This window comes from Ochrobactrum sp. AN78 (genome assembly GCF_029909885.1).
GTDB classification, from domain to species: Bacteria; Pseudomonadota; Alphaproteobacteria; order Rhizobiales; family Rhizobiaceae; genus Brucella; species Brucella quorumnocens.
Map to the genome: position 1 here is coordinate 417,783 of NZ_JASAMU010000001.1, position 24,284 is coordinate 442,066.

A 24,284-nucleotide genomic window follows, 5' to 3' on the forward strand; every position below is an offset into this window, starting at 1 on the left:
ATGAGCGATTTTCTAGCCGCCGTAGGACTCCTCTTCGTCTTCGAAGGGCTGCTCTACGGCGGCTTTCCTTTTTTCGCCAAGAAGCTTGCGCGGGATGCATCCGAGGCACCCGAAAGCATGTTGAGGATTGCAGGGCTTTCAGCGCTGGCAATCGGCGTCTTTATTGTCTGGCTTGTCAGGGGATAAGCCACTTCATCCGTTATATTTCTGCTCACCACTCTATGCGGGGCCGTAAACAGGCCGTATTTTGCAGCGATCTAATCCTTTCGATTTATTACCGCAGACAGAAACGGAGCAGAGCTTCATGGCAATTGCACCCAAGGCGGGATTTGCTCGCACCCTTTTAGCAACCGTAGCTCTTGGAGCGATGAGTTTTACAGGGACAGTGGCGATTGGCATGCCGCCAGCGGTTGCTCAGCAAGTTGGGGCACAACAGATTGCGCCGGTACGCCAAGGACCTGGCTCCGTGGCCGATCTTGCCGAAGGGCTCCTGGATGCGGTCGTAAACATTTCAACATCGCAGACAGTCAAGGAAGACGGCGAAGGCGATGGCGGCGTACCAATGCCGCAAGTGCCGGAAGGCTCACCTTTTCAGGAGTTCTTCAACGACTTCTTCAATGACAAGGATGGCAACAAGAGCAACGATTCGCGCAAAGTGCAGTCGCTTGGTTCCGGTTTTGTGATTGACGCCGAAAAAGGCTATATCGTCACGAACAACCACGTCATTGCCGATGCCGATGAAATCGAAGTGAATTTCGTTGATGGATCGAAGCTCAAGGCCGAGCTTGTCGGCAAAGATACAAAAACTGATCTCGCTGTGCTGAAAGTTGATCCGGCCAAACATAAGCTCACCGCTGTGCAGTTTGGTAATTCTGAGAAGGCGCGCATTGGCGATTGGGTTCTGGCGATCGGCAACCCGTTCGGCCTTGGTGGCACTGTTACAGCCGGTATCATTTCGGCCCGCAAGCGCGATATTCAGTCCGGTCCTTATGACGATTTCATCCAGACAGATGCCGCGATCAACCGGGGTAATTCCGGCGGTCCACTTTTCGATATGGATGGCAAGGTAATAGGCATCAATACGGCAATCTATTCGCCGTCGGGTGGTTCGATTGGTATTGGTTTTGCAATTCCTGCCGAAATGGCTGTCGGTGTCATCGATCAGCTGAAAGAGTTTGGCGAAGTGCGTCGTGGCTGGCTTGGTGTACGCCTGCAGCCGGTTACCGAAGATATTGCGCAGAGCCTTGGTCTGAAAGAAGCGAAGGGCGCGTTGATCGCCGGACTGATTGAAAATTCAGGCGTCGACAATACCGCCATCAAGGCTGGTGACGTTGTGATCCGCTATGATGGCAAGCCGGTTGAACGCGCGCGGGATCTGCCGCGTCTTGTGGCTGAAAGTGCTGTCGGTGATGAGGTTGATGTTGTTGTTGTTCGTGATGGTGAAGAGAAAACCATAAAGGTCAAACTCGGTCGTCTGGTTGAAGACGACAAGAGCACTGAAGCGGCGACAGAAGATCAGGCTCCTCCACCAGACATGGAAGAGGGCGCAGAAGCGCCCGATGCGTCAAAACCCGATACTCAGAAAAAAGACCAGAAAGAGCAAGCCGCTACGACTGTGATGGGCATGAAGCTTGCGGAGATCAATGATGATGTTCGTGGTGAATTTGGCATCGCTGAAGATGTGGAAGGCGTTGCCGTGCTTTACGTCGCTCCGGGGTCCGCTGCCGGTGAGAAGCGCGTCGAAACAGGTGACGTTATTGTCGATATCGGTCAGGTCACTGTGAAGACACCTGCTGATGTGAAGAAGCGGATTGATGCTTTGCGCCGCGAGGGCCGCAAGAATGCACTTCTGATGCTTGCTTCGCGTTCAGGCGAGCTGCGTTTCGTGACAATCCGCATCGATTAAGCTTTCGTCGCGTTACAAAAACGAAAGGCGTTGCGGTATATCGCAACGCCTTTTTTGTTTGTGTTCTGAATCGCTTATGGGATTCCGTTACGAGTGCGATTCAGTCTTCGCAGGCTTGCCGATCCGGTAAACGACATGGCGCTTGAGATGTGGCGTCTCGTCCGGCACGCGCGGATGATCGAAGTCGCTGGCCGCATCGCGAACCATGTTGATGCGCTGCATGACTGATGTCGAGCGGTCGTTGTTGAAGACCGCGAAGGACACGACTTCAGGCAGTTCTAATGCTTCGAAGGCATAAGCAAGCAGCGCTTTGCCTGCTTCCGTCACATAGCCTTTGCCCCAGAATGGCCGCGCGAGACGCCAGCCAATTTCCACAGTGTCGTTTGGGAAATATGGTTCCAGATCGGTGCGTGCCAGCCCCGCAAAGCCGATGCATTGTCCGCTTTGTTTTTCTTCGAGAGCGTAAAAGCCCAAGCCGGTTTCTGCGATCATGGTTTGAAGAAGCTCGAACAGCTTATCCGATTCAGCACGATTGCGGCGGAACGGAAAGAAACGCATTACCTCATCATCGGAGTTGATTACGTGAAGCAGTTCACGGTCACGATCTTCCCAATTACGGATAGTGAGGCGAGGCGTTTCCAAGATGATCATTCAACGAAATCCGATTTGCGATAGCCCTGGATATAGAGGAGGGCGGTCAGATCGCCATGGTCAATGCGTACCTTGGCCTGAGCTGCGACTGCAGGTTTTGCATGAAGGGCAACGCCTGTGCCTGCAAGTTGGATCATGCCAAGGTCGTTGGCACCATCACCCACCGCAATTGCGTCCTGTGGCGTAAGACCGAGACGATCGGCGATTTCAAGGAGCTTTTCAACTTTCGCTTCGCGCCCAAGGATCGGATCGGAAACGCTGCCGCTCAAATGTGCGCCATCGTGAAGGAGCGTGTTAGCGCGGTCTTCATTAAAGCCGATCATTTCCGCAACGCGCCGTGTAAACGAGGTAAAGCCCCCGGACACTAGCGCGGTATATGCGCCGTGCTTGCGCATGGTACGCACCAGTTCAACACCACCTGGCATTAGTGAGATGCGGGTGGAGATAACCTTGTCGATGACCGACAGTGGCAAGCCCTTAAGCAGAGCAACGCGTTCACGAAGTGCTGGCTCGAACTCGATCTCGCCGTTCATGGCGCGCGCGGTGATGGCTGCAACGTGCTCACGCAGGCCAGCTTCTTCGGCCAGCTCGTCGATGCATTCCTGCTGGATCATGGTGGAATCCATGTCCGCAATCAGAATTTTCTTGCGTCGGCTATCCTGTTCCTGCACCACCACATCGACAGGCGCACCACCGAGAGAAGCGCGCAGTGTGTTTTCTGCTTCTTCGCGGGTGATGCCCGAGGCAAGTGGTATGTCGCAGGCGATGCCGTCAGCCAGCCAATAAAGTCCGGTTGCATTTACTGCGGCCGAGGCTTTAATCCCCAGCGATGGAACAAGCAGCGTTTTGGCCGGATTGGCAACCAGTGTAGCAATGAGGGAAACGGATCGGGACATGAGGAGCATTTCCTGCGATGAGTGAAGCGGCAAAGGATGCAATCCTGATAGCTGGCCCGACGGCCAGCGGCAAGTCGGCTCTTGCTCTTCATATGGCAAAGAAAACTGGCGGCTTCATCGTGAATGCCGATTCCATGCAGGTTTATGATGTGCTCGACCTGTTGAGTGCACGCCCGCAATCTGATGAGTTGCGTGAGGCTGAGCATTATCTTTATGGGCACGTGGCCCCATCCATTTCCTATTCCACCGGCAAATGGTTCGCCGATGTGGAGGCCCTGCTATCGCGTTCTGATCTCAAGGGGCGGGTGCCAATTTTTATCGGCGGTACGGGGCTCTATTTTAAGGCGCTGCTGGGCGGGCTTTCTCAAATGCCGGAAGTGCCTGCTAATATACGCGATCATTGGCGCGGCCGGATGAGCGAAGAGGGGGCGGAGGCCCTTCACGTGATGCTCAAGGAGCGTGATCCTGAGATAGCGGCGACGCTCCGACCGACCGATAGTCAGCGTATCGTTCGCGCATTGGAAGTGTTTGAAGGGACCGGCAAGTCTCTACTACACTGGCAGAAGGCGACGGGCACGGCGCTGGTAGACGATGCGAGCGCGACCAAGATCGTGCTGTTGCCTGATCGCAAGTGGTTGGGTGAGCGGATTGCCCTACGCTTCAATTTCATGTGGGATCACGGTGCGCTTGATGAAGTGCGCGCATTGATGGCGCTTGATCTTGATCCGGCACTGCCAGCGATGAAGGCAATCGGCGTGCGTGAGATCGCGGCATTCTTTGCCTGCGAGATGACACGTGAAGCAGCCATTGAGCGCTCCGTTATCGCCACTCGACAATATGCTAAGCGGCAATCGACATGGTTCCGTAATCAGCTGGATGATAGCTGGAATACGTATAATTCCGGTGCTGAAGCGCTTGATAGGCAATAATCTTATCGAGAAAGGGGCTTTGACAGAAGAAAATATCGCGCTTGATGAATTTATGCGTTGACGGCGCGATTTTCGCTGATTAGTCTCCCGACCATGAACAGAACAGCTCTTATTCTTGTGGTACGAATGCGCATGGGCAGGATGGTGTAACCATCCGGCGAAAGCTCCCATGCGCGAAAGACAGGCTCCCTCGGGGGCCTTTTTTGTTATCTAAACACCAACGAAATTGAATATGTAAAGCAGACGGGAAGTGACGACGATGACGGCAGCAAAAAGCGAGGCGGCGACGATCTCCGCAGGGCAACGCGAAATGACCGGTGCAGAAATGGTGGTTCAGGCTATGATCGATCATGGCGTGGAACATCTTTTTGGCTATCCGGGTGGCGCTGTGCTGCCGATCTATGACGAACTCTTCCAGCAGGACAAGGTTCAGCACATTCTGGTTCGCCACGAACAGGGTGCAGGTCATGCGGCTGAAGGCTACGCCCGTTCAACCGGCAAGGTTGGCGTTATGCTGGTTACATCCGGTCCTGGGGCCACAAATGCAGTGACGCCATTGCAGGATGCGTTGATGGATTCCATCCCGCTGGTCTGCATTTCCGGTCAGGTTCCAACATCGCTCATCGGTTCTGATGGTTTTCAGGAAGCCGATACCGTTGGCATCACGCGTCCTTGCACCAAACATAACTGGCTGGTTCGCGACGTTAATGACCTCTCGCGCGTTCTTCACGAAGCTTTCCATATCGCTTCCACGGGTCGTCCGGGTCCGGTTCTGGTCGATATTCCTAAGGACATTCAGTTTGCAACCGGTATCTATACGCCACCGCAAACAACTCCGCGCACCAGCTATCGCCCGACAGTTGAAGGCGACAAGTCGGCGATCGCACAAGCGGTTGAAATGCTGCTGACTGCCAAGAAGCCAATTATCTATTCGGGCGGTGGCGTTATCAATTCTGGTCCTGCCGCAACAAAGCTGCTGCGCGAACTGGTTGAAATCAGCAATTTCCCAATTACCTCGACCTTGATGGGATTGGGTGCCTATCCGGCATCGGGCAAGAACTGGCTCGGCATGCTGGGTATGCATGGTACATACGAAGCCAACATGACTATGCATGATTGCGATGTTATGCTGTGTGTTGGTGCACGTTTTGACGACCGTATCACCGGCCGCCTCAACGCTTTTGCCCCGCATTCGCGCAAGATTCACATCGATATCGACCCATCTTCGATCAACAAGAATGTTCGGGTTGATGTTCCGATCATCGGTGATGTCGCGCATGTTCTAGAAGATATCGTTCGCCAGTTCCGCGCATCCGACAAGAAGCCGGAGAAGAAGGCAATTGGTGCCTGGTGGGAGCAGATCGACCGCTGGCGTGCGCGCAACTCACTGGCTTATGCGCCGAACAAAGACGTCATCATGCCGCAATATGCGTTGGAACGTCTGAATGAACTGACCAAGGGCCGTAATACCTACATCACCACTGAAGTTGGCCAGCATCAGATGTGGGCTGCCCAGTTCATGGAATTTGATGAGCCGAACCGTTGGATGACATCGGGTGGTTTGGGCACGATGGGCTATGGCCTGCCTGCTGCACTTGGCGTGCAGATAGCGCATCCTGATGCACTGGTTATCGATATTGCGGGTGATGCATCGATCCAGATGTGCATTCAGGAAATGTCGGCTGCGATCCAGTTTGAAGCTCCGATCAAGATCTTCATCCTGAACAACCAGTATATGGGCATGGTACGCCAATGGCAGCAGTTGTTGCACGGCAACCGCTTGTCGCATTCCTACACCGAAGCAATGCCTGACTTCGTGAAGCTTGCAGAGGCCTATGGTGCGCATGGCATACGTTGCGATAAACCAGCTCAGCTCGATGATGCGATCATGGAAATGATCGAGATCAAAAAGCCGGTCATTTTTGATTGCCGCGTTGCCAATCTCGCCAACTGCTTCCCGATGATCCCATCCGGCAAGGCACATAATGAAATGCTGCTGCCTGATGAAGCGACCGATGAAGCCGTTGCTAACGCCATTGACGCCAAGGGCCGCGCCCTAGTCTGACCCGGAGATAAGAAAATGAACGCACAAAATCTAGCATCCGGCTCGGCATATTTCATTGCGGCGGATACGCAAACACCGGAAACCCATACGCTTTCCGTTCTCGTTGACAATGAGCCGGGCGTCCTTGCTCGCGTCATCGGCTTGTTTTCAGGTCGTGGCTACAACATCGAAAGCCTTACGGTTTCTGAAACCGAGCACGAGCAGCACCTGTCGCGCATTACAATCGTTACGCGCGGCACGCCAAATGTGCTTGATCAGATCCGTCATCAGCTCGAGCGTATCGTTCCGGTGCATCGCGTGGTTGATATGACCCACCGCGCTGTTGAGCTCGGCCATGAACGTCCAATTGAACGTGAGCTTGCTCTGATCAAGGTGGCGGGCAAGGGCGAAGCACGTGCGGAAACGTTGCGTTTGACCGATGCCTTCAACGCCAAGATCGTTGATGCGACGACAGAGCATTTTATTGTCGAGATTACCGGTAAGACCGCCAAGATCGATCAGTTCATTTCGCTGATGAAACCGCTCGGTCTGGTGGAGATTTGCCGAACCGGCGTGGCCGCGATGAACCGCGGTCCTCAGGGGCTATAAGAAGCAAGTCAGATCGAGACAATATCGGTTAAAACCGGCACAATGTTTCGATTGTGCCGGTTTTTTATTGAGCTAATTTGTCTCTATAAATCAGGTCAAACTAATGTCTCTTGAAATCTTCCTTGCGCTTCTCGTGTTTGCATTTGTCTCGTCGGTTACGCCCGGTCCCAACAATCTGATGCTGCTCGCATCAGGGGTGAACTTTGGTTTTCGGCGCACAATTCCGCATATGCTGGGAATAGGTGTAGGTTTTTTCATTCTGTTGCTGGCGGTTGGCTTTGGTCTGGGCGCACTGATCGAAACGGTGCCGTCGTTTTATACGTCGCTTAAGTTTGCCGGCGGCGCCTACATGCTTTATCTCGCCTGGAAAATTGCTACGTCGCGCTCGATTGGTGAGTCCAGAAATAGCGATAGCGGCGAGCCGATGACATTCTTTCAGGCGGCTGCATTTCAGTGGGTGAACCCGAAAGCCTGGGTGATGGCGATTACCGGTATCGCCACTTATGCCAACCATGACAATTACTACGTAGCTGTACTTCTGGTGAGCGCCGCTTTCGCGATTGTCAATTTGCCGAGTGTATCCGTGTGGGCAGGTTTCGGCACTTTGCTGCGCAACTGGCTTTCCGATCCCGTTCGATTGAAATGGTTTAATCTTACCATGGCTTTGCTGCTCATTCTGAGCTTGTGGCCGATGTTAAAATGACGATGTAACGTTTTATTTTACGCGCATCTTATCAGAAAAGCATTTCACACTTTTCGGGATGCGCTTTGAAGAGGTGAACTATGTCTATGCTTCCGACCTATGACGATGTGGTTTCAGCTGCCAGACAAATTGACGGGCATGCGCACCGCACACCGGTATTCACCTCTTCAACAATTGATCGCGAAACCGGCGCACAGTTCTTTTTTAAATGCGAGAACTTTCAGCGCATAGGCGCATTCAAATTCCGTGGCGCATTCAATGCCTTGTCTCGTTTCAATGATGAGCAAAAGGAACGTGGCGTTCTGGCATTTTCTTCCGGCAATCATGCGCAGGCAATCGCGCTTGCTGCCAAACTGTTGGGTATTGGCGCGACCATTATCATGCCTGAGGATGCTCCGGCGGCAAAGCTGGATGCCACGAGGGGATATGGCGCAAAGGTCGTCACTTACAACCGTTACACTGAGGATCGCGATGCGCTTTCAAATAAGCTTGCTGACGAAGGCGGGCTAACGCTCATTCCTCCGTTCAATCATCCTGATATCATTGCTGGTCAGGGTACTGCGACGAAGGAACTGATCGAAGAAGTTGGGCAACTGGATGCGCTGTTTGTTTGTCTGGGTGGCGGAGGTTTGCTTGCAGGGTCTGCTTTGGCTGCCAAGGCGCTTTCACCATCATGCGATGTTTATGGCGTCGAACCGCAAGCAGGTAATGATGGTCAGCAATCGTTCCGTTCGGGAAAAATCGTGCATATCGATGTGCCAAAGACATTGGCGGATGGTGCTCAGACACAGGCCTTGGGCGATATGACCTTTGCTGTCATCCGCGACACAGTCCGGGACATCCTCGCCGTCAGCGACGATGAACTGGTACAGGGAATGAAGTTCTTTGCGAGCCGGATGAAAATGATTGTTGAGCCGACGGGCTGTCTTGCTTTTGCGGGTGCGCTGCAAGTGGCACCAATGCTGAAGGGTAAGCGAATTGGCGTTATTGTCAGCGGCGGTAACGTCGATCTCGATAAATTTGCTGCGCTGGTGAGCAAATAGGCAGGATCAGCGGCTCGTATAATTCCGAGCCGCTGTCTTTTTCCTATTTGAGAAGTGCGTAACCAAAAGTGTGGCATTCATTCACACCGCACTGAACGCCGACCGAGACGAAGTTGATCACTCCAATTGCGATAACATAGAGGCTCAAAACTGTCGCAAGAGTGCGAAGCAGTGGAAATGCTGCCAAAGGCTTCTGTTGCCATTGAACATTGCTGCCCCAGACAATGAGCTGAAAAGCAAAAGCAATCAAAAGTGCCACTGCTATAAGAACTGACCAAACCGGCATATGAAGTCCGAAGACCGCGCTGCCGATATATTCATGCCCAGGACGTGGATAGATGTCGAGTAATGTCTGACGCACCGATACAATCAGCAGGAACAGCGAGAAAATCATGCTCAGGCCAGTATTGCGATACGAGAAGCCGTGACGGAACTGCAGGATGATGCCAAAGCAGACACCAAACATGGCAACGCGTTGCAGAAGGCATAGCGGGCACGGTATTTCGCCATTGGCATATTGAAGTATCATTGCTGCGGTAAGAATAGCTGCAACGACCGCCATCATCCCGAGAAGATAAATATAAAGAAGCGCTGCAGGCAGTTTAGCGTCAGCAATATCATGATCTAATCTGAAAGTGCTCATGCTGCTTCTCCATGCACTTGTGTGATTGGCGTCAAGTCATATGCGAGCTGATGCAGCTGAAGTTGCTCAATGACCTGTGTCTGGAGCCAAGGCATTCGGAATCCGTAATCAGGGCTGTATATTTCCCAGAGAAATTGTTTAACGCCCAATGCGAGGCAAACGATAACAAGGAAGATTGCGACGGACTGACGTCCGAACCACGCGAAAATCAATGAAAGTGCCAAAGTTGCAAAAACAACAAGCATCATGGCTATACTCCTTTATATAAATACTATTTGATTCTAATAATTAAATTATAGTGAAAATTGATTCAATTTCATTTTTTCACCTTACTATTACTTGGTAGCATAGATTAAATTTGATATTTATTAGGATGTATTGATGTAATCCAGATTTACGCGAAACCGGGTAATGTCAAAGTTTTGATGCTGGTTTGTTCTCCTTCGCGCTTGCTCTTGTGCGGCGAATCCTGTCTGAACAACGGATGCAGTTTTCACCGGAGCAGGATCAGGCCTTGAAGGCCGTCGGAAAGTGGCTGAAGGAAGGGCGCTCCCCGATCTTCAGGCTGTTTGGCTATGCAGGTACGGGTAAGACGACGCTCGCGCGTTATTTTGCCGAACATGTCGACGGTGATGTGCAGTTTGCGGCATTCACCGGCAAAGCCGCGCAGGTTCTCCGCTCAAAGGGCGCGAACAATGCGCGCACGCTTCATTCGCTGATCTATCGCCCGCGTGGTGAAGAAGCCGTGGAAGATGAAACCACGGGCAAGACATCGATATCACCGACCTTTTCACTCAACCGCCAAAGCCCTGTTGCCAAGGCCGCACTTATCGTTGTGGATGAGTGCTCAATGGTTGACGAACAGCTCGGTCGCGATCTGATGACCTTTGGCACGCCTATTCTGGTGCTGGGTGATCCAGGACAGCTGCCTCCGATTTCTGGTGGTGGGTTCTTTACGGAGCATGACCCGGATTTCCTGCTGACTGAAATTCACCGTCAGGCACGTGACAACCCGATCATTCGCATGGCGCTCGATGTGCGCGAGGGCAGGGAACTCAATTATTGCGATGAGGGACGGGCAAAGGTCATTTCCAAGTCGGAAGTCAATCAGGATTTGGTTCTTTCTGCCGATCAGGTGCTTGTCGGCACCAACCGCACCCGCAAGCGCTATAATCAGCGGTTACGCGAGCTGAAAGGCTTTACTGCCGAATATCCGCAGGCTGGCGACAAGTTGGTTTGCTTGCGCAATGATCCGGCCAAGGGATTGTTGAATGGATCGCTCTGGAAGGTGATGACTTCATCCAAGGAGACGGTGAAGCCTGGTATCAACCTGCTGGTTTCGCCAGAAGATGAAGATCGTGGCGTTGCCAAGATCAAGCTTCTCAAGGCCCAGTTTGAGGACCCGGATGCCGAAATTCCCTGGCAGACGAAGAAGCGCTTTGACGATTTCGATTATGGCTATGCGTTGACTGTGCATAAGGCGCAGGGTTCGCAATGGGACAATGTCGTGCTTTTCGACGAAAGCTACGCCTTTCGTGATACGCGCGAGCGTTGGCTTTACACCGCCATCACCCGAGCAGCCGAGCAGCTGACTATCGTCAAGTAATCACTGCTCATTGGGTTCCGCATCGAGCCATTTCCAGGCTTCTGGCTCGTCTTCGGCTTCAAATGTTCGCATTTCTATTGAGAGAAATGGCTGCATGAGTGTGACGCTGGCTTGTATCCACAATGGTCCGCCGACGATCGCGTAACGGCGCAGATGTCTTAGCGATTTTGCGCGCATGGACAGCATGCTTTCGGAGAATGCTGAGCCCCAATCGACCCCTTCATAGCCGGTTAGTCGGATGAGAAGGTCGATTTCGTCATGCCCTTCATAGGCGGCATCGAGAAGGCCATAGAGGTTCTCAAGTGCCGCATCATTGAGATGTCCCTCAATTGCGAAGGCAAATACATCTTCACGACTGGTGGGAATGCGTCGAATGACAGGAATGTCTTCATTGCGCATCGATAACCTCCACTTCCTGAATGTTTTGTTTGACCTGACGTCATGATTTGGAGTGTTTCCAGAAGACCGGATCGTTGAAACTGCTCCAATTATTTGTTTTTACGCATTATCCGACGCAAAACCGCTTCACACTTTTGCTGGAAATGCTTTATTTCTCATGTTCAAACGCTTTTGGATGCGCAAAAGTTGCGGCGGGCTTGCGAAAAATACAGCAATGACGGCTGTTGGGGATTGCGTGCAGGGTGCGACCGGAAAACACTCACATTTTTTACCGGCAGGCGATATAAAGCCATATCCTGATTTGAGGGGGCGAAGCTCTATGCCTGCAAAACTGTCCGTCAATCTCAACGCCATAGCCATGTTGCGCAACCGGCGTGATCTACCCTGGCCAAGTGTCACCGGGCTGGGGCGCGCTGCCCTTGCTGCCGGAGCAGCTGGGTTGACCGTGCATCCGCGCCCTGATCAGCGACATATCCGTTTTTCCGATCTTGGCGATATTCGTGCTTTGATCGACGATGAATATCCGCAGGCTGAGTTTAATATTGAAGGTTTTCCCACGGAAGCCTTTCTTGAACTCGTGGAAAAGCATCAGCCAGAGCAAGTGACATTGGTTCCCGATGATCCGATGCAGGCGACGTCTGACCATGGTTGGGACTTCGAGACCAAAGCTGATTTTCTTTCCCCAATCATCCAGCGTTTGAAGTCAAACGGTATGCGCGTTTCTCTATTTGCTGACCCTGACCCGCTTGGCTATGACAAGGCAAAGGCCATCGGTGCAGACCGAATTGAACTTTATACCGGCCCATATGGTGCGACTTATGACGATCCAGCGGCTGCAGCACGAGAGCTGAGCCGTCTTGGTAAGGCAGCAGCTGCTGCCTCGGCACTTGGGCTTGCAATCAATGCAGGGCATGATCTGACAGTTGAAAACCTGCCCGCGCTGGTCAAGCATGTGCCGCAGCTTAGTGAAGTTTCTATCGGTCATGGACTCACGGCAGATGCTTTAATGTACGGCATGCCTGTCACTGTTAGCCGTTATATAGGTGCATTAGCGGTCTGATTCCGACATTTGCATCCCTTGAGGCAGGCGTTAAACAAATGTCAGAATCAAAAAGGCCACTAGCAAGTATTTGAATCTAGTGGTCTTTACGAATTTGACGTTTGAAACAGCATTTGTGTTGGTCGGGATTCAAACGTCAAACTCAATCCACTGGCCGGGTAGGCAGTGCATTGAGCGCATGGCTCGGAGCGAAGCCTTGCGAAATCTGCATTTGTGCGCGGGCGCGACAAGATATAGACCGCCCGCCTGATATACATGCGCTGGGGGCGCGCTGGATCGTTTGAGGGAAGCATACATGAAGTTTTCCGCAGTTCGTGTTCCGCGCCAGTGTGCCGGTGCAGATTACTTTTCTATAAAGAGTTTAACTTTGACACGTCAAACATATGGCTGATCGCCAATTGGTGTGGGAACTTTTTACAGCTATCGTGTATTCCCTAGCTGTGGACGGTTTGTTTAATTCTCACACGCTCTGATATTCCATCCCGATACTTACGACCTTGCGAGGTGTCTGCATATGAGCAGCGAGCAACCAGATAAGAACACGTCAGTCGCAGGAGATGCACTGTCGGGTTCTCAGAACACGCTGCCGGTTGGTGTTTCTCCTGAAAGCGCAATGGTTTCCGAAGAAAACGACCACTCTCACGATAGCATGAAGACGCTGGTCCTTGGCGCGCTGGGCGTTGTCTATGGCGATATCGGCACAAGCCCGATCTACGCTTTTCGTGAAGCACTACATGCGGCAACCTCGGATGGGTTTCTCTCCAGAAGTGACATTCTTGGTGTTGTTTCTCTCATCTTCTGGGCGCTTTTGCTCGTTGTTACGGTCAAATATGTGATTTTCGTGCTGCGCGCCGACAATAATGGCGAAGGCGGCATTCTCTCTCTGATGGCTTTGGTACGGGCTGCCTTGAAAGGGCGGCCCGACGTCATTCTGGCTGCCGGTATTTGCGGAGCAGCGCTGTTTTTTGGCGATGCCGTCATCACGCCTGCGATTTCGGTGCTTTCCGCAGTGGAAGGCGTGCAGATTGTTGCACCTCACATGACGCCGTTTGTGGTTCCCATCACTGTGGTTATTCTCGTTGTGCTATTCTCCATTCAGAAGTACGGAACAGGCAAGGTCGCCATCGTTTTTGGTCCGATCATGGCAGTCTGGTTTCTGGCGCTTGGTGCGTCCGGTCTTTGGCATATTTTTGACGACCCCACAGTGATGGCGGCGCTCAATCCTTATTACGCGCTGCGGTTTCTCGTGGTCAGCCCTGGCGTGGCATTCATTACGGTTGGCGCGGTCTTCCTTGCCATGACTGGTGCAGAGGCGCTTTATGCGGACTTGGGGCATTTCGGACGCAAGCCGATTGTGCGGGCTTGGCTGTGGATCGTGTTCCCATGCCTGCTGCTCAACTATTTCGGGCAGGCGGCCTTCGTGCTTTCGCATGGCGAAGCTGCAGCATTACCATTCTTCCAGATGATGCCAGAATTTGCGCTCTGGCCAATGGTGTTGCTGGCAACGGCTGCAACCGTAATCGCCAGTCAGGCGGTTATCAGCGGTGCGTTTTCGGTGGCTCGTCAGGCCGTCCAGCTCAACATTCTGCCCCGTCTCGAAATCCAGCATACTTCGGAGAAGCTGCACGGGCAGATCTATATTCCGCGCGTCAATCTCCTGCTGGGCTTGACTGTTATCATTCTGGTGCTTGGCTTTGAGAAGTCCAATAATCTCGCGTCCGCTTACGGTATCGCTGTAACCGGCAATATGCTGGTCACGACAGGGCTGCTCTATTTTGTCATGACGCGCATCTGGAATTGGCGCGTGAGCCGTGCGCTGCCGTTGATCCTGGGCTTTCTCGTCATCGATATCATGTTCTTCAGCGCCAATATCATCAAGGTGCATGAAGGCGGCTGGGCATCGATTACCTTCGCGCTCATTCTGGTCATCATCATGTGGACTTGGGTGCGCGGTACCCGCCACTTGTTCCAGAAAACCCGCAAGGCTGAAGTGCCGCTCGATCTCATTGTTGAGCAGATGAACAAACGTCCACCGACCATCGTTCCAGGAACGGCGGTTTTTTTAACGGGCGATCCAAAGAGTGCGCCAACAGCGCTAATGCATAGCCTCAAGCACTATAAGGTTTTGCATCAAAACAACGTCATCCTGACGGTCGTCACAGCTTCCAAGCCTTGGGTTTCGAGCGCCGATCGCGCGCGTGTTTCGCAATATAATGAGCGTTTCATGCAGGTGACGTTGACGTTTGGCTATATGCAGCAGCCTAATATTCCGCGCGCGCTCGGCCTGTGTCGCAAGCTTGGCTGGAAGTTTGATATCATGACGACATCTTTCTTCTTGTCTCGCCGTTGGTTGAAGGCGTCGGCACATTCTGGTTTGCCGCTATGGCAGGATAAGCTCTTTATCCTGCTTGCCCGTACTGCATCTGATGCGACGGAATACTTCCAGATTCCAACGGGCCGCGTAGTGGAGATTGGAACGCAGGTAAATCTTTAAGACTGCGAGCCGCACTCTTCTTAAATTTCAAAGGGCGTCTTCTGAGAATTTGATTCCGGAAGGCGCCCTTTCTTTTTGAATTTGTTGGCTTCTTTCCTGTTGCTGACAAAGTGCTCGCCGCAACACGGGGATCACATTTCTAAAATCTTCGTTCATCGTGAAAAATCCTGCTTGACGGCCTCTCAAGCAAGGATTAATAAACGGAACCGTACCGTACGGTACAAGGTGGAGGGATTGATCCGTGACTGATAAAAGCGACGAATTGCAGGCTCAGAAGCAGCCGTCTTTTTCGCCGCGTCAGAACGATGTTCTGGAGCAGGCGTTACGCCTTCTTGTCGAAGGTGGGGACCGCGCTTTGACAACGGCGAGCATTGCGCGTGCCGCTAATTGCTCCAAGGAAAGCCTCTATAAATGGTTTGGTGATCGTGATGGTCTGCTCACAGCAATGGTGCGCTGGCAGGCATCGAAGGTACGTGTCGTGCCTGTGGCGCGCGAGAAACTTGATGCGGAATCGTTGTTCTCCAGCCTTGAACATTTTGCGCGTGACTGGCTGCTTGTGCTGTCGGGTCCGACATCTATCGCATTGAACCGTCTGGCTGTGAGCCATACGGCATCGGGTAAGTCGGCCTTGGGGGACATCGTTCTCGCCAACGGCCCGGTTGCGATGGCGAAGCGTCTCAAGCCGATCCTCGAAATGGGACAGGAAGCAAAGCTTCTGGCTTTTGACGATATTGACGAAGCATTTCGTGCGTTTTTCGGACTTGTCGTCCGGGACATGCAGATCCGGTTGCTGCTTGGCGACCGGCTGGAACTGACTGACGAAGTGGTTATCCGGGACGCTCGGCGCGCCACAAAGCAGTTTTTCGCTCTTTACGGGGCATAAACCAACGGCCGACGAGAGAAGGCCACAGAGCAATCTGAAAAACAATCTGAATGAAGGGAATATGGAAATGCGCGTATATTACGATCGCGATGCAGACGTTAACCTGATCAAGTCGAAGAACGTCGTTATCGTCGGCTATGGCAGCCAGGGTCGCGCCCATGCGCTTAACCTCAAGGATTCTGGTGCCAAGAATGTGCGTATTGCGCTGCGCCTCGATTCCCCGACTGTAAAAAAAGCTGAGGCTGATGGCTTTGAAGTTCTCAGCGTTGCAGATGCTGCCAAGTGGGGCGACCTTCTGATGATGGCGACGCCTGACGAATTGCAGGCTGAAATCTATAAGGAACACATCCACAACAACCTGCGTGACGGTGCCGCGATTGCTTTCGCACACGGCCTCAATGTTCACTACGGTTTGATCGAGCCTAAGAAGACAACCGACGTTGTGATGATCGCGCCAAAGGGCCCGGGCCATACCGTTCGCGGCGAATACCAGAAGGGCGGCGGCGTTCCTTGCCTGATCGCTATCCATCAGGATGCTTCGGGCAATGCACATGATCTGGCTCTGTCCTACGCTTCGGGCGTTGGCGGCGGTCGTTCGGGCGTTATCGAAACCACCTTCAAGGAAGAGTGCGAAACCGATCTTTTCGGTGAGCAGGTTGTTCTTTGCGGCGGTCTGGTTGAACTGATCCGCGCTGGCTTTGAAACCCTTGTGGAAGCTGGTTATGCACCAGAAATGGCGTACTTCGAGTGCTTGCACGAAGTGAAACTGATCGTTGACCTGATCTATGAAGGCGGTATCGCCAACATGAACTATTCGATCTCCAACACTGCTGAGTGGGGCGAATACGTATCTGGTCCTCGTATCATCACTGCTGAAACCAAGGCAGAAATGAAGCGCGTTCTGCACGACATTCAGACTGGTAAGTTCACGTCCGATTGGATGCAGGAATACAAGGCTGGTGCAGCTCGCTTCAAGGGTATCCGTCGCATGAACGATGCTCACCAGATCGAAGAAGTTGGCGCAAAACTCCGTGGCATGATGCCATGGATTGGCAAGAACAAGCTGGTCGACAAAGAACGTAACTAAAAATCTGAGGCATTCAGATTTTGGTCATTGAGTCGGCCAGAAGTCTGAATCTCATTAGATTTCGAGCGTTCTAAGATCAGATTAAAAAAAGGGGCGTTTCTTACGCCCCTTTAGCACATGAAAGACATTTGAATTTCTTGGCGCGAAGTTTTGCGCACGAAAAGATCGTCAAATGGCTAGAGGATTTATGTTTTGTGCGCGGTTAAGCCAAAACAATTCTGAATATCTTTATTCCATGTGAGCATGGAAAGAGGTGTTCTCGTCGGCTGAAATTTGCGCTATCGCTTCACCTTTATCTGGTGAAGTTTGAGGAGGCTTTGCCTTCAAACGAATTGAGGAGATTTCCCGTGCTGGACTGGGAAACTGTATTTGCAACGCGCTCGAAACGTATGCGCGCTTCGGAAATCCGTGAACTTCTGAAATTGCTGGAACGCCCGGATATTATTTCCTTTGCTGGCGGCATCCCCGATCCTGCATTGTTCCCGCATGACGAATTCCAGACCGCCTATAAGGATATCTTTGGCGGCCCTGAAGCCAATGCAGCGCTGCAATATTCTGTGTCGGAAGGATATAAGCCGCTGCGCACATGGCTGGTGAGCGAGCTTGCCAAAATCGGCATTCCTTGCACCGAGGACAATGTTTTCATCACATCCGGTTCGCAGCAGGCGCTCGATTACCTCGGCAAGCTGTTCATCTCGCCAAATGACACGGCATTGGTGACAGCCCCGACCTATCTTGGCGCGCTGCAGGCTTTCAATGCCTATGAGCCGACCTATGATATTCTTTCGATGAATGGCAACCGCACGCCTGCGTCCTATCAGCAGATGGCTGAAAAGGCAGGCGGTCAGGTCAAGTTTGCTTATCTCTCAGCAGATTTCAGCAATCCGACCGGTGAGACCGTTAATCTCGCAGGCCGCGAAAAGCTGTTGGCCGATGCGGATGAACTCAATGTTCCGATCATCGAAGACGCTGCCTACCAGTATTTGCGTTACAATGGAGAAGCGATTTCGCCGATCCTTTCGCTCGATATTGCGCGTAATGGTGGCGACATTGAAAAGACCCGCACCATCTACTGCGGTTCATTCTCCAAGACGCTGGCACCGGGCTTGCGCGTTGGCTATGTGGTCGCCTCACAGTCGGTCATCCGCAAGCTGGTCTTGATGAAGCAGGCAGCTGATCTGCATTCGTCGACGATCAACCAGATTGCTATTTACCATGTGGCGTCGCGTGGCTTCGACAAGCAGGTTGCGAAGCTTCATGGTGTTTACAAACATCGCCGTGACAAAATGCTGGAAGCATTGGCCAAATATATGCCGGAAGGCACTGACTGGACCAAGCCAGAAGGCGGCATGTTCATCTGGGTCACGTTGCCCAAGGGGATGGATGGCGCGGCATTGCTCGCAGCGTCGATTGAAAGCGAAAAAGTGGCTTTCGTTCCCGGCAAAGCATTCTTTGCCGATGGTACTGGCGCGAACACGCTGCGTCTGAGCTATTCTTGTGCAAATGACGAAATGATCGATGAGGGCATCATGCGCCTCGGTCGTCTGATCCGCACGCATTCCAAATCGGAAGCTGCCTAGTAAGTACAACAAGGCCGGAGTTTTCTCCGGCCTTTTTGTTTTATTGAAATGGCGAGTTACAGCCTGAACGCGGTCCTGCCAGCGGCTGGTAGGTATTGTCGGAGGTACGATAGCTGCGATAGCGGTTCGAGCACCACTGGATGTGGTTGCTGCTGGGCCCGAACGTCGTCACCGGCTTGCGGTTGGACGGACGCACCTGAAGAGGGTCGCCATTCTTATAGATCGGGATGCCTTCGCGCGAAATATAATTGCCACTGTCGCGACAGCCCACGCCATAACATTTACTCGAGCCGGCTTTTGGCTGATACGAGCGCGGCATAGATCCCATGATCGGCGGCTTGCTGGGCTGTAAGGACGGTAGATAGGGTGTTTTCCGCAGTTCAATCGCCGCAGCGTTGCCGATAAGGCTCGCTGCAAACAGGCCCGAACAAAGCGCCACACGCCAAATCTTACCCATCATCGTATTCCATCCTTATTGCTTCTTTTCATATGGGGATTGTTCGGCAGAAAATCATCAAGATCGCCAGATTTGGAAAAGAAGTTCTTGCCAATCATAACGCAAGTCGCGAGATTGCGCAGGCATGTTTACGATAGCCACATTTAATGTCGAAAATCTGATGCGCCGGTTTGATTTTTCCGGCTTTCGCAATGAATTGCATCAGGACCGTTCGCTCAAATTGTTCGAAATTGGCGATGAAACGCAATACCGTTTGCTGGAGCAGGCGCGTGCCGTCGCCCATGCAGATGATACGCGCCAGATGACGGCGTTGGCTATTGCTGAAGCTCGAGCCGATATCCTCTGTCTGCAGGAAGTCGATAATCTCGCGGCACTCAATGCCTTTGAATATGGCTATCTTTTCAAGATGATTGGCCAGGGCTACCGCAACAAATATCTAATTGACGGCAATGACAGTCGCGGTATTGATGTGGCGGTTATGGCGCGCGACACCACGCGCGATGGTCAACCCATCGAGATCACTCAAGTCACGAGCCACGCACATCTGACCTATAATGATCTGGAACTTTACCAGCCGGTGCTGGCCGAACTGGGGCTGGAACCGCACGACCGCATCTTCAAGCGCGATTGTCTCAATCTTGATATGCGAATTGGTGGCAAGCCTTTGTCATTGTTTGTGGTCCATCTGAAATCTATGGGCGGCGCGCGCAACGGTTTCGATGGGCGAACGGCATCATTGCCTGTACGACAGGCCGAAACGCTTGCGATCAGGCGGATCATCGAAGACAAGTTCGGGGTGGGGCAGACGGCTGATAAGCGCTGGCTCATCTGTGGCGATTTCAACGATTATCGCGAACGGATCGTCATAGATGGTGATGAGTGGAATGGGTATCAGTTTACTCCATTTACGGAAGAAGTAAGCGCGCTCGATACGCTGCTCACTGATGGCTTTGCCGTCAATTTGGTTGAACGCCGCCCGGTCATGGATCGATGGACGCTCTATCACACACGGGGGCCGCAAGAACGGCACCTTTGCCAGCTCGATTACATTCTGGCCTCGCCGTCATTTGCGAACAAGAACGAGAGTGCCATTCCACAGATTATTCGGCGTGGACAGCCATGGCGCACCATTTTCCCGCCAGGACAAGATGTTGAACGCTATCCGCGCGCCGGATGGGACCGGCCCAAGGCCAGCGATCATTGTCCCGTGGCCGTGACGTTGAACATCGTTTGAAAATGAGGCAACTGATGCAGCAGGTGAAAGAAAACACGATCTATGAAATTGATCGTGTCGATGTCAGGGTTCTGCCTGATCCTCTTTTTTATACCGAGCACAACAAGCCTGCCATTGCTGAAAACTGGAGAAAGGCGGTTGCTGCCAACCCAAGGCTGTTCGATGGCGAGATTTATCTGGCGCCTGAAGCGCATCTTGATGATCGGGTTTTTAAAGCGAGTTTCAGACGTACCAGTTTTGCAACGCTGATGTATTGGCGCGGTGATCTTGTAACCGAAAAGCCTTGGCATATTTTTGGTGTTGGCATCATGGTCTCTGCCGAGGGGCATCTGATTGCTGCGCGCATGAGCGCACATAACGCCGTGGCAGGTCGCATTTACTTTCCCGCCGGTTCTATCGACGACCACGATATTGTCGGTGACAGAGTCAATTATGAAACCAACATGGCACGCGAAGTCTTTGAAGAGACTGGGATGGAGCTTGGCTATGCGAAGGTCGAGCCGAAAACCCATCTTGTTACCGCCGATGGTAGCATTGCGCTTTTCCGGCGTTATTATTTTGATGTGCCTACCGCTGAATTGCTGAAACGGATTAAAGATAATATCGCCAAGCAGGCTGAACCAGAGCTTGCTGAAATCATTCCCGTGACGCGATCAGGTGCCATGGGGGAGGCGACGCCGTCCTATGTTCGAGCATTTGCTGATTGGCATTTTAATAATCAACAGTGAGGTTGGTTCTGACAGATGACAGGGCGGCGAAATTGGCTATGCTCGCGGACTATCATCGACCGATGTGAGGGAGAATTTAAAGATGACCGAAGCTGCCAGTGCCGGCCGTTATTACGAGATTTTCGACGTTTTCGCCGATAAGGCTCTGGCTGGAAATCCATTGGCTGTTGTTCACGACAGTGAGGGGCTGACGGATGCGCGCATGCAGGCCATTGCGCGCGAATTCAATTTGTCCGAAACGGTCTTCATCTTTCCACCCGAAAATCCGGTTCATGAAGCTGCTGTGCGTATTTTCACGCCGGACTACGAACTTCCCTTTGCCGGACATCCAACAGTGGGCGCTGCCGTATCACTAGCGCGACATCGCAAAACGGGCGATGAGTCTGATCGCCTGGTAACACTGGAAGAAAAGGTCGGTGTAGTTCGCTGCGGCGTTATTCTGGGTGAGAATAGCGCCTTTGCCGAATTTGATCTGCCACGCCTGCCGGAAAAGCTTGATATAAAGATTGAGAAAGAGGAAGCAGCCGCCGCAATCGGACTGGGCACACATGAAATCGGTTTCGAGAATCATGTGCCTGCCGTCTGGAGTGCAGGCACGCCTTATCTTCTGGTTCCGGTACATAATCTGATCGCTGCTGCTAAAGTTTCGATCGATCCGGTTTATGTTAGCGAAAGCCTGCCACATGTCGCGGAGCGCCCGCTGCCGATTTATGTTTATTGTCGCGAGACAATTTTGTTCGATAGCAATTATCATGCGCGCATGTTCGTGACGGGCGCGAATGTTTATGAAGATCCGGCGACAGGTTCCGCAGCTGCTGCTTTTGCCGGGATGATTTTGGCCAAGGACAAGCCGGTTGACGGCAGTTCGCAATGGTGGATCGAACAGGGCATGGAGATGGGGCGTCCATCGCGCATTCGCCTTGAGCTAGATGTTACCAAAGGCGCATTAACCGGCGCGCGCATTGGCGGGACGGCAGTTAAGATTGCCGAAGGACGCTTATTCGTCTGAATATCTAGTTTTGATTGCAGTCAAAGCCCAATCGCTACCCTATAGTAATCTATCGATGGATTAGCCGAACGAGGGACGCCTGCCATGATAATCAAAGAAATGTCGGAACTTGATATCCGCGATATGATCCAGCATACGCAGGTTGGGCGGCTGGGTTATGTTCTCGATAACCGGCCTTACGTTGTGCCCCTCGGGTTTCGGTTCAGTGGGGGCTCGCTTTACTCATTCACAACTGACGGGCAGAAGACCGAGGCAATGCGGAAGAATGCAGCTGTCTGCATTCTCTTCGATCATATTGTTTCGCGCACCCAATGGCGCAGCGTGGTGGTGAACGGGCATTATCGGGAAATCATCCGCGAAGAAGAGAAGGCGGCCATCGTCAATATGATGGCCAACGAGCCGACATGGTGGGAGCCTGCCTATACTAAAACCATCACCGGTGGCGGAGAGCAGCGCAAGTTGGACCCCGTCTTTTTCCGCGTTGATATTGAAAGCGCCACCGGTCATCAGGCAAGCTGAGTTTTAGCGCACGACCAGCACAGGAATTGAGCTGCGCGTTACGACCTCATAGGTCTGGCTTCCAAGCAACATGCCTTTCAACCCGCGACGGCCATGGGACGCCATGACGATCAGATCGTTACGCAGCTCTTTGGTCGTTTCGATGATGGATGTTGCAGGATGATGAGCAACGACGTGCAAAGTATGGATTTCAACGCCCGCTTCGACCGCGAGCTCGCGTGCACGAGAGAGCGCCTTATCGGCGTAATCATTCCACTCTTCTTCAAATCGTTCGATGAATTCGGGGCTATCCGTAAAACCACCAGGAAGTCCGGAAATTGAATAGGGAGCGGTCACCGTAATCACGGTTACCTTGCTACCCATGGCCTTCGCGGTATCAAAACCATGAATGAGACCGCGTTCCGCAAATTCCGAACCATCAGTTGTGATCAGGATATTCTTATACATCGTGCCCTCGCTTTGACTTTATGCAAATTTAAAATAGGTAGTGAATTGATCATATCAAACCGAATATGGCCTCACTACACGTATAGAACGGGAATTCTGTAATCCATGCCACTTGATTGCGATACGTTTCATGCGAGCTGGATTGCAACTGTTCTTAATCTCGATTGGCCGTCGCGGGCTTCCACTCTCATTGAAGATGATTCCGAACGGGTAGAGCGTCAGAAAAAAGAGCTGGTGCGGATGTTTGATGAGGCGTCGGAGCATGGCATCAATGCCATGATTTTTCAGGTCTCTCCTGCTGCCGATGCTTTCTATAAATCGGAGTATCTGCCGTGGTCGTCTTATCTCACGGGTACGCTCGGAAAAGATCCGGGCTTCGATCCACTTCGCTTTGCAATTGCGGAAGCGCATAAGCGCGGGATCGAGCTGCATGCATGGCTCAATCCTTATCGCGTTTCGATGGATGTGCGACCAGCAACGCGGAAAGAACTGAAAAACTCTGCCGACGATTCTCCGCCCAGCGTCTATAAAACCAATCCAGGCTGGGTGGCTATATCTGCGGATCGTTATGTGCTTGATCCGGGTATTCCGGATGTGCGCCAGTGGGTGACGAATATCACGGCCGAAGTCGTTCAGAAATATGATGTCGATGGCATACAGTTCGATGACTATTTCTATTACGAAACGCAAGGCTCACCGCTCAAAGACGACAAAACATTCAAACGTTTTGGGACGCGGTTCTCCAGCAAACATGACTGGCGGCGCTTCAATACCTATACGCTGGTGCAGGAAATTTCGCACAAGATCAAAACGATCAAGCCACATGTCCGCTTTGGTATCAGCCCCGGCGGCGTCTGGCGCAATCAGATCGATGATCCTCGAGGTTCGCCGACGCGGGCGGGCAAAACCAACTATGATGGTGATTTTGCCGATACACGCGCCTGGGTGAGAGACGGCCTGATCGACTATATTGCGCCGCAGGTCTATTGGTCGTCAGGGCGTAAAGATGTGCCCTATGGCCCTATCGTGAAATGGTGGGCGGATACCGTCAAGGGCACAAAGACCGATCTTTATATCGGCATGGCGCTTTATCGCGCGGGTACTTCTGCGAAGTCTGAGCCTGAATGGGGTGCCGGCAATGGCGTGGACGAAATCAAACGCCAACTCGATATCAATGACGCGATCCCAGAGGTCAAAGGCAGTATTCTGTTTCGGCAGGGCTTTTTGTCTGATCCCAAGCTTAAAAGCGTGTCGTCCTATCTAAAGAAGAGCTGGGGTAAGTGCCGCTCACCAAAATAGTGGGTGTGATTGCATATAATTATTATCTTATTGATTTAGATCAAAGAAAGCGGTCATG

The 24,284-nt window shown here is 52.3% G+C and carries 25 protein-coding genes; 18 read left to right on the forward strand and 7 right to left on the reverse strand.

What is annotated here, in order from left to right; translation table 11 throughout:
- Positions 1 to 186, forward strand: a complete 186-nt coding sequence (locus QBD00_RS01985) for a DUF2065 domain-containing protein (protein ID WP_007875705.1) — start codon at positions 1 to 3, stop codon at positions 184 to 186.
- 118 nt (positions 187 to 304) lie between these two features.
- Positions 305 to 1,906, forward strand: a complete 1,602-nt coding sequence (locus tag QBD00_RS01990; protein ID WP_318578531.1) for a Do family serine endopeptidase — start codon at positions 305 to 307, stop codon at positions 1,904 to 1,906.
- Between the two features lie 87 nt (positions 1,907 to 1,993).
- On the opposite strand, the gene QBD00_RS01995 is transcribed toward QBD00_RS01990, so the two are convergent.
- Both QBD00_RS01995 and serB read right to left on the reverse strand, forming a co-directional pair.
- Positions 1,994 to 2,557: a GNAT family N-acetyltransferase gene (locus QBD00_RS01995; RefSeq protein WP_318578532.1), complete on the reverse strand. Its 564-nt coding sequence runs from the start codon at positions 2,555 to 2,557 to the stop codon at positions 1,994 to 1,996.
- Positions 2,554 to 3,453, reverse strand: a complete 900-nt coding sequence (gene serB, locus QBD00_RS02000; RefSeq protein WP_318578533.1) for a phosphoserine phosphatase SerB — start codon at positions 3,451 to 3,453, stop codon at positions 2,554 to 2,556. The genes QBD00_RS01995 and serB overlap by 4 nt, the downstream gene beginning before the upstream one ends.
- Before the next feature lie 17 nt (positions 3,454 to 3,470).
- On the opposite strand from serB, the gene miaA reads away from it, so the two are divergent.
- The 5 genes from miaA to QBD00_RS02025 all read left to right on the forward strand — a co-directional run bounded on the left by miaA (position 3,471) and on the right by QBD00_RS02025 (position 8,781).
- Positions 3,471 to 4,382: a tRNA (adenosine(37)-N6)-dimethylallyltransferase MiaA gene (gene miaA, locus QBD00_RS02005; RefSeq protein WP_318578534.1), complete on the forward strand. Its 912-nt coding sequence runs from the start codon at positions 3,471 to 3,473 to the stop codon at positions 4,380 to 4,382.
- 259 nt (positions 4,383 to 4,641) lie between these two features.
- A complete protein-coding gene (locus QBD00_RS02010) occupies positions 4,642 to 6,447 on the forward strand; it encodes an acetolactate synthase 3 large subunit (protein ID WP_191793743.1) in 1,806 nt (601 codons plus the stop codon).
- A 15-nt stretch (positions 6,448 to 6,462) separates the two neighbouring features.
- Entirely contained in the window at positions 6,463 to 7,035 is a 573-nt protein-coding gene (gene ilvN / locus QBD00_RS02015) for an acetolactate synthase small subunit (RefSeq protein WP_007875697.1), read from the forward strand.
- Positions 7,036 to 7,138: 103 nt separating this feature from the next.
- Complete coding sequence (locus tag QBD00_RS02020) at positions 7,139 to 7,738, forward strand: LysE family translocator (RefSeq protein WP_318578535.1); 600 nt, start codon at positions 7,139 to 7,141, stop codon at positions 7,736 to 7,738.
- An 80-nt stretch (positions 7,739 to 7,818) separates the two neighbouring features.
- Entirely contained in the window at positions 7,819 to 8,781 is a 963-nt protein-coding gene (locus QBD00_RS02025; protein ID WP_318578536.1) for a threo-3-hydroxy-L-aspartate ammonia-lyase, read from the forward strand.
- A 43-nt stretch (positions 8,782 to 8,824) separates the two neighbouring features.
- Here the strand turns inward: QBD00_RS02025 and QBD00_RS02030 are convergent, their stop codons facing one another.
- A complete protein-coding gene (locus QBD00_RS02030) occupies positions 8,825 to 9,424 on the reverse strand; it encodes a disulfide bond formation protein B (RefSeq protein WP_318578537.1) in 600 nt (199 codons plus the stop codon).
- Positions 9,421 to 9,672: a hypothetical protein gene (locus tag QBD00_RS02035; protein WP_264233482.1), complete on the reverse strand. Its 252-nt coding sequence runs from the start codon at positions 9,670 to 9,672 to the stop codon at positions 9,421 to 9,423. The genes QBD00_RS02030 and QBD00_RS02035 overlap by 4 nt, the downstream gene beginning before the upstream one ends.
- Positions 9,673 to 9,908: 236 nt before the next feature.
- On the opposite strand from QBD00_RS02035, the gene QBD00_RS02040 reads away from it, so the two are divergent.
- On the forward strand, positions 9,909 to 11,030 hold the full coding sequence (locus QBD00_RS02040; protein ID WP_264233484.1) for an ATP-dependent DNA helicase: 1,122 nt from the start codon (positions 9,909 to 9,911) through the stop codon (positions 11,028 to 11,030).
- Here the strand turns inward: QBD00_RS02040 and QBD00_RS02045 are convergent, their stop codons facing one another.
- A complete protein-coding gene (locus tag QBD00_RS02045) occupies positions 11,031 to 11,429 on the reverse strand; it encodes an STAS/SEC14 domain-containing protein (protein ID WP_318578538.1) in 399 nt (132 codons plus the stop codon).
- Positions 11,430 to 11,748: 319 nt separating this feature from the next.
- Between QBD00_RS02045 and QBD00_RS02050 the strand changes: the two genes are divergently transcribed.
- The 5 genes from QBD00_RS02050 (at position 11,749) to QBD00_RS02070 (ending at position 18,533) form a co-directional block, all read left to right on the forward strand.
- Positions 11,749 to 12,489: a pyridoxine 5'-phosphate synthase gene (locus tag QBD00_RS02050; protein WP_095447924.1), complete on the forward strand. Its 741-nt coding sequence runs from the start codon at positions 11,749 to 11,751 to the stop codon at positions 12,487 to 12,489.
- Between the two features lie 613 nt (positions 12,490 to 13,102).
- A complete protein-coding gene (locus tag QBD00_RS02055) occupies positions 13,103 to 14,983 on the forward strand; it encodes a potassium transporter Kup (RefSeq protein WP_167388311.1) in 1,881 nt (626 codons plus the stop codon).
- A gap of 241 nt (positions 14,984 to 15,224) precedes the next feature.
- Positions 15,225 to 15,866, forward strand: coding sequence for a TetR/AcrR family transcriptional regulator (locus tag QBD00_RS02060; RefSeq protein WP_007875688.1), 642 nt, complete (start codon positions 15,225 to 15,227; stop codon positions 15,864 to 15,866).
- 67 nt (positions 15,867 to 15,933) lie between these two features.
- Complete coding sequence (gene ilvC / locus QBD00_RS02065) at positions 15,934 to 16,953, forward strand: ketol-acid reductoisomerase (protein ID WP_134154970.1); 1,020 nt, start codon at positions 15,934 to 15,936, stop codon at positions 16,951 to 16,953.
- A 347-nt stretch (positions 16,954 to 17,300) separates the two neighbouring features.
- Entirely contained in the window at positions 17,301 to 18,533 is a 1,233-nt protein-coding gene (locus QBD00_RS02070) for a PLP-dependent aminotransferase family protein (RefSeq protein ID WP_095446920.1), read from the forward strand.
- Between the two features lie 40 nt (positions 18,534 to 18,573).
- Here the strand turns inward: QBD00_RS02070 and QBD00_RS02075 are convergent, their stop codons facing one another.
- Complete coding sequence (locus QBD00_RS02075; RefSeq protein ID WP_095446919.1) at positions 18,574 to 18,993, reverse strand: BA14K family protein; 420 nt, start codon at positions 18,991 to 18,993, stop codon at positions 18,574 to 18,576.
- Between the two features lie 121 nt (positions 18,994 to 19,114).
- Here QBD00_RS02075 and QBD00_RS02080 point away from each other — a divergent pair, with 121 nt between their 5' ends.
- From QBD00_RS02080 to QBD00_RS02095, 4 genes are all read left to right on the forward strand, one after another.
- Complete coding sequence (locus QBD00_RS02080; RefSeq protein WP_264233493.1) at positions 19,115 to 20,224, forward strand: endonuclease/exonuclease/phosphatase family protein; 1,110 nt, start codon at positions 19,115 to 19,117, stop codon at positions 20,222 to 20,224.
- Positions 20,225 to 20,238: 14 nt separating this feature from the next.
- Positions 20,239 to 20,952, forward strand: coding sequence for an NUDIX hydrolase (locus QBD00_RS02085; RefSeq protein ID WP_318578539.1), 714 nt, complete (start codon positions 20,239 to 20,241; stop codon positions 20,950 to 20,952).
- An 82-nt stretch (positions 20,953 to 21,034) separates the two neighbouring features.
- The gene (locus QBD00_RS02090; RefSeq protein ID WP_095446916.1) at positions 21,035 to 21,961 is read left to right on the forward strand and encodes a PhzF family phenazine biosynthesis protein; all 927 of its coding nucleotides are present in this window, start codon (positions 21,035 to 21,037) and stop codon (positions 21,959 to 21,961) included.
- 84 nt (positions 21,962 to 22,045) lie between these two features.
- Positions 22,046 to 22,480: a pyridoxamine 5'-phosphate oxidase family protein gene (locus tag QBD00_RS02095; RefSeq protein WP_095446915.1), complete on the forward strand. Its 435-nt coding sequence runs from the start codon at positions 22,046 to 22,048 to the stop codon at positions 22,478 to 22,480.
- A gap of 3 nt (positions 22,481 to 22,483) precedes the next feature.
- On the opposite strand, the gene QBD00_RS02100 is transcribed toward QBD00_RS02095, so the two are convergent.
- Positions 22,484 to 22,927, reverse strand: a complete 444-nt coding sequence (locus tag QBD00_RS02100; protein ID WP_095446914.1) for a universal stress protein — start codon at positions 22,925 to 22,927, stop codon at positions 22,484 to 22,486.
- Between the two features lie 105 nt (positions 22,928 to 23,032).
- Here QBD00_RS02100 and QBD00_RS02105 point away from each other — a divergent pair, with 105 nt between their 5' ends.
- Positions 23,033 to 24,226: a glycoside hydrolase family 10 protein gene (locus QBD00_RS02105; RefSeq protein ID WP_318578540.1), complete on the forward strand. Its 1,194-nt coding sequence runs from the start codon at positions 23,033 to 23,035 to the stop codon at positions 24,224 to 24,226.
- Positions 24,227 to 24,284 lie beyond the last annotated feature (58 nt).

Coding starts and splice junctions, on each gene's coding strand:
- QBD00_RS02020 (WP_318578535.1), top strand. CDS start 7,139: ATGTCTCTTGAAATCTTCCTTGCGCTTCTCGTGTTTGCATTTGTCTCG.
- QBD00_RS02090 (WP_095446916.1), top strand. CDS start 21,035: ATGACCGAAGCTGCCAGTGCCGGCCGTTATTACGAGATTTTCGACGTT.
- ilvC (WP_134154970.1), top strand. CDS start 15,934: ATGCGCGTATATTACGATCGCGATGCAGACGTTAACCTGATCAAGTCG.
- QBD00_RS01995 (WP_318578532.1), bottom strand. CDS start 2,557: ATGATCATCTTGGAAACGCCTCGCCTCACTATCCGTAATTGGGAAGAT.
- QBD00_RS02040 (WP_264233484.1), top strand. CDS start 9,909: ATGCAGTTTTCACCGGAGCAGGATCAGGCCTTGAAGGCCGTCGGAAAG.
- QBD00_RS02035 (WP_264233482.1), bottom strand. CDS start 9,672: ATGATGCTTGTTGTTTTTGCAACTTTGGCACTTTCATTGATTTTCGCG.
- QBD00_RS02045 (WP_318578538.1), bottom strand. CDS start 11,429: ATGCGCAATGAAGACATTCCTGTCATTCGACGCATTCCCACCAGTCGT.
- QBD00_RS02080 (WP_264233493.1), top strand. CDS start 19,115: ATGTTTACGATAGCCACATTTAATGTCGAAAATCTGATGCGCCGGTTT.
- serB (WP_318578533.1), bottom strand. CDS start 3,453: ATGTCCCGATCCGTTTCCCTCATTGCTACACTGGTTGCCAATCCGGCC.
- QBD00_RS02025 (WP_318578536.1), top strand. CDS start 7,819: ATGTCTATGCTTCCGACCTATGACGATGTGGTTTCAGCTGCCAGACAA.
- QBD00_RS02075 (WP_095446919.1), bottom strand. CDS start 18,993: ATGATGGGTAAGATTTGGCGTGTGGCGCTTTGTTCGGGCCTGTTTGCA.
- QBD00_RS02100 (WP_095446914.1), bottom strand. CDS start 22,927: ATGTATAAGAATATCCTGATCACAACTGATGGTTCGGAATTTGCGGAA.
- QBD00_RS02085 (WP_318578539.1), top strand. CDS start 20,239: ATGCAGCAGGTGAAAGAAAACACGATCTATGAAATTGATCGTGTCGAT.
- QBD00_RS02055 (WP_167388311.1), top strand. CDS start 13,103: ATGGTTTCCGAAGAAAACGACCACTCTCACGATAGCATGAAGACGCTG.
- QBD00_RS02030 (WP_318578537.1), bottom strand. CDS start 9,424: ATGAGCACTTTCAGATTAGATCATGATATTGCTGACGCTAAACTGCCT.
- QBD00_RS02105 (WP_318578540.1), top strand. CDS start 23,033: ATGCCACTTGATTGCGATACGTTTCATGCGAGCTGGATTGCAACTGTT.
- QBD00_RS01990 (WP_318578531.1), top strand. CDS start 305: ATGGCAATTGCACCCAAGGCGGGATTTGCTCGCACCCTTTTAGCAACC.
- QBD00_RS02010 (WP_191793743.1), top strand. CDS start 4,642: ATGACGGCAGCAAAAAGCGAGGCGGCGACGATCTCCGCAGGGCAACGC.
- QBD00_RS02050 (WP_095447924.1), top strand. CDS start 11,749: ATGCCTGCAAAACTGTCCGTCAATCTCAACGCCATAGCCATGTTGCGC.
- miaA (WP_318578534.1), top strand. CDS start 3,471: ATGAGTGAAGCGGCAAAGGATGCAATCCTGATAGCTGGCCCGACGGCC.
- QBD00_RS02095 (WP_095446915.1), top strand. CDS start 22,046: ATGATAATCAAAGAAATGTCGGAACTTGATATCCGCGATATGATCCAG.
- ilvN (WP_007875697.1), top strand. CDS start 6,463: ATGAACGCACAAAATCTAGCATCCGGCTCGGCATATTTCATTGCGGCG.
- QBD00_RS01985 (WP_007875705.1), top strand. CDS start 1: ATGAGCGATTTTCTAGCCGCCGTAGGACTCCTCTTCGTCTTCGAAGGG.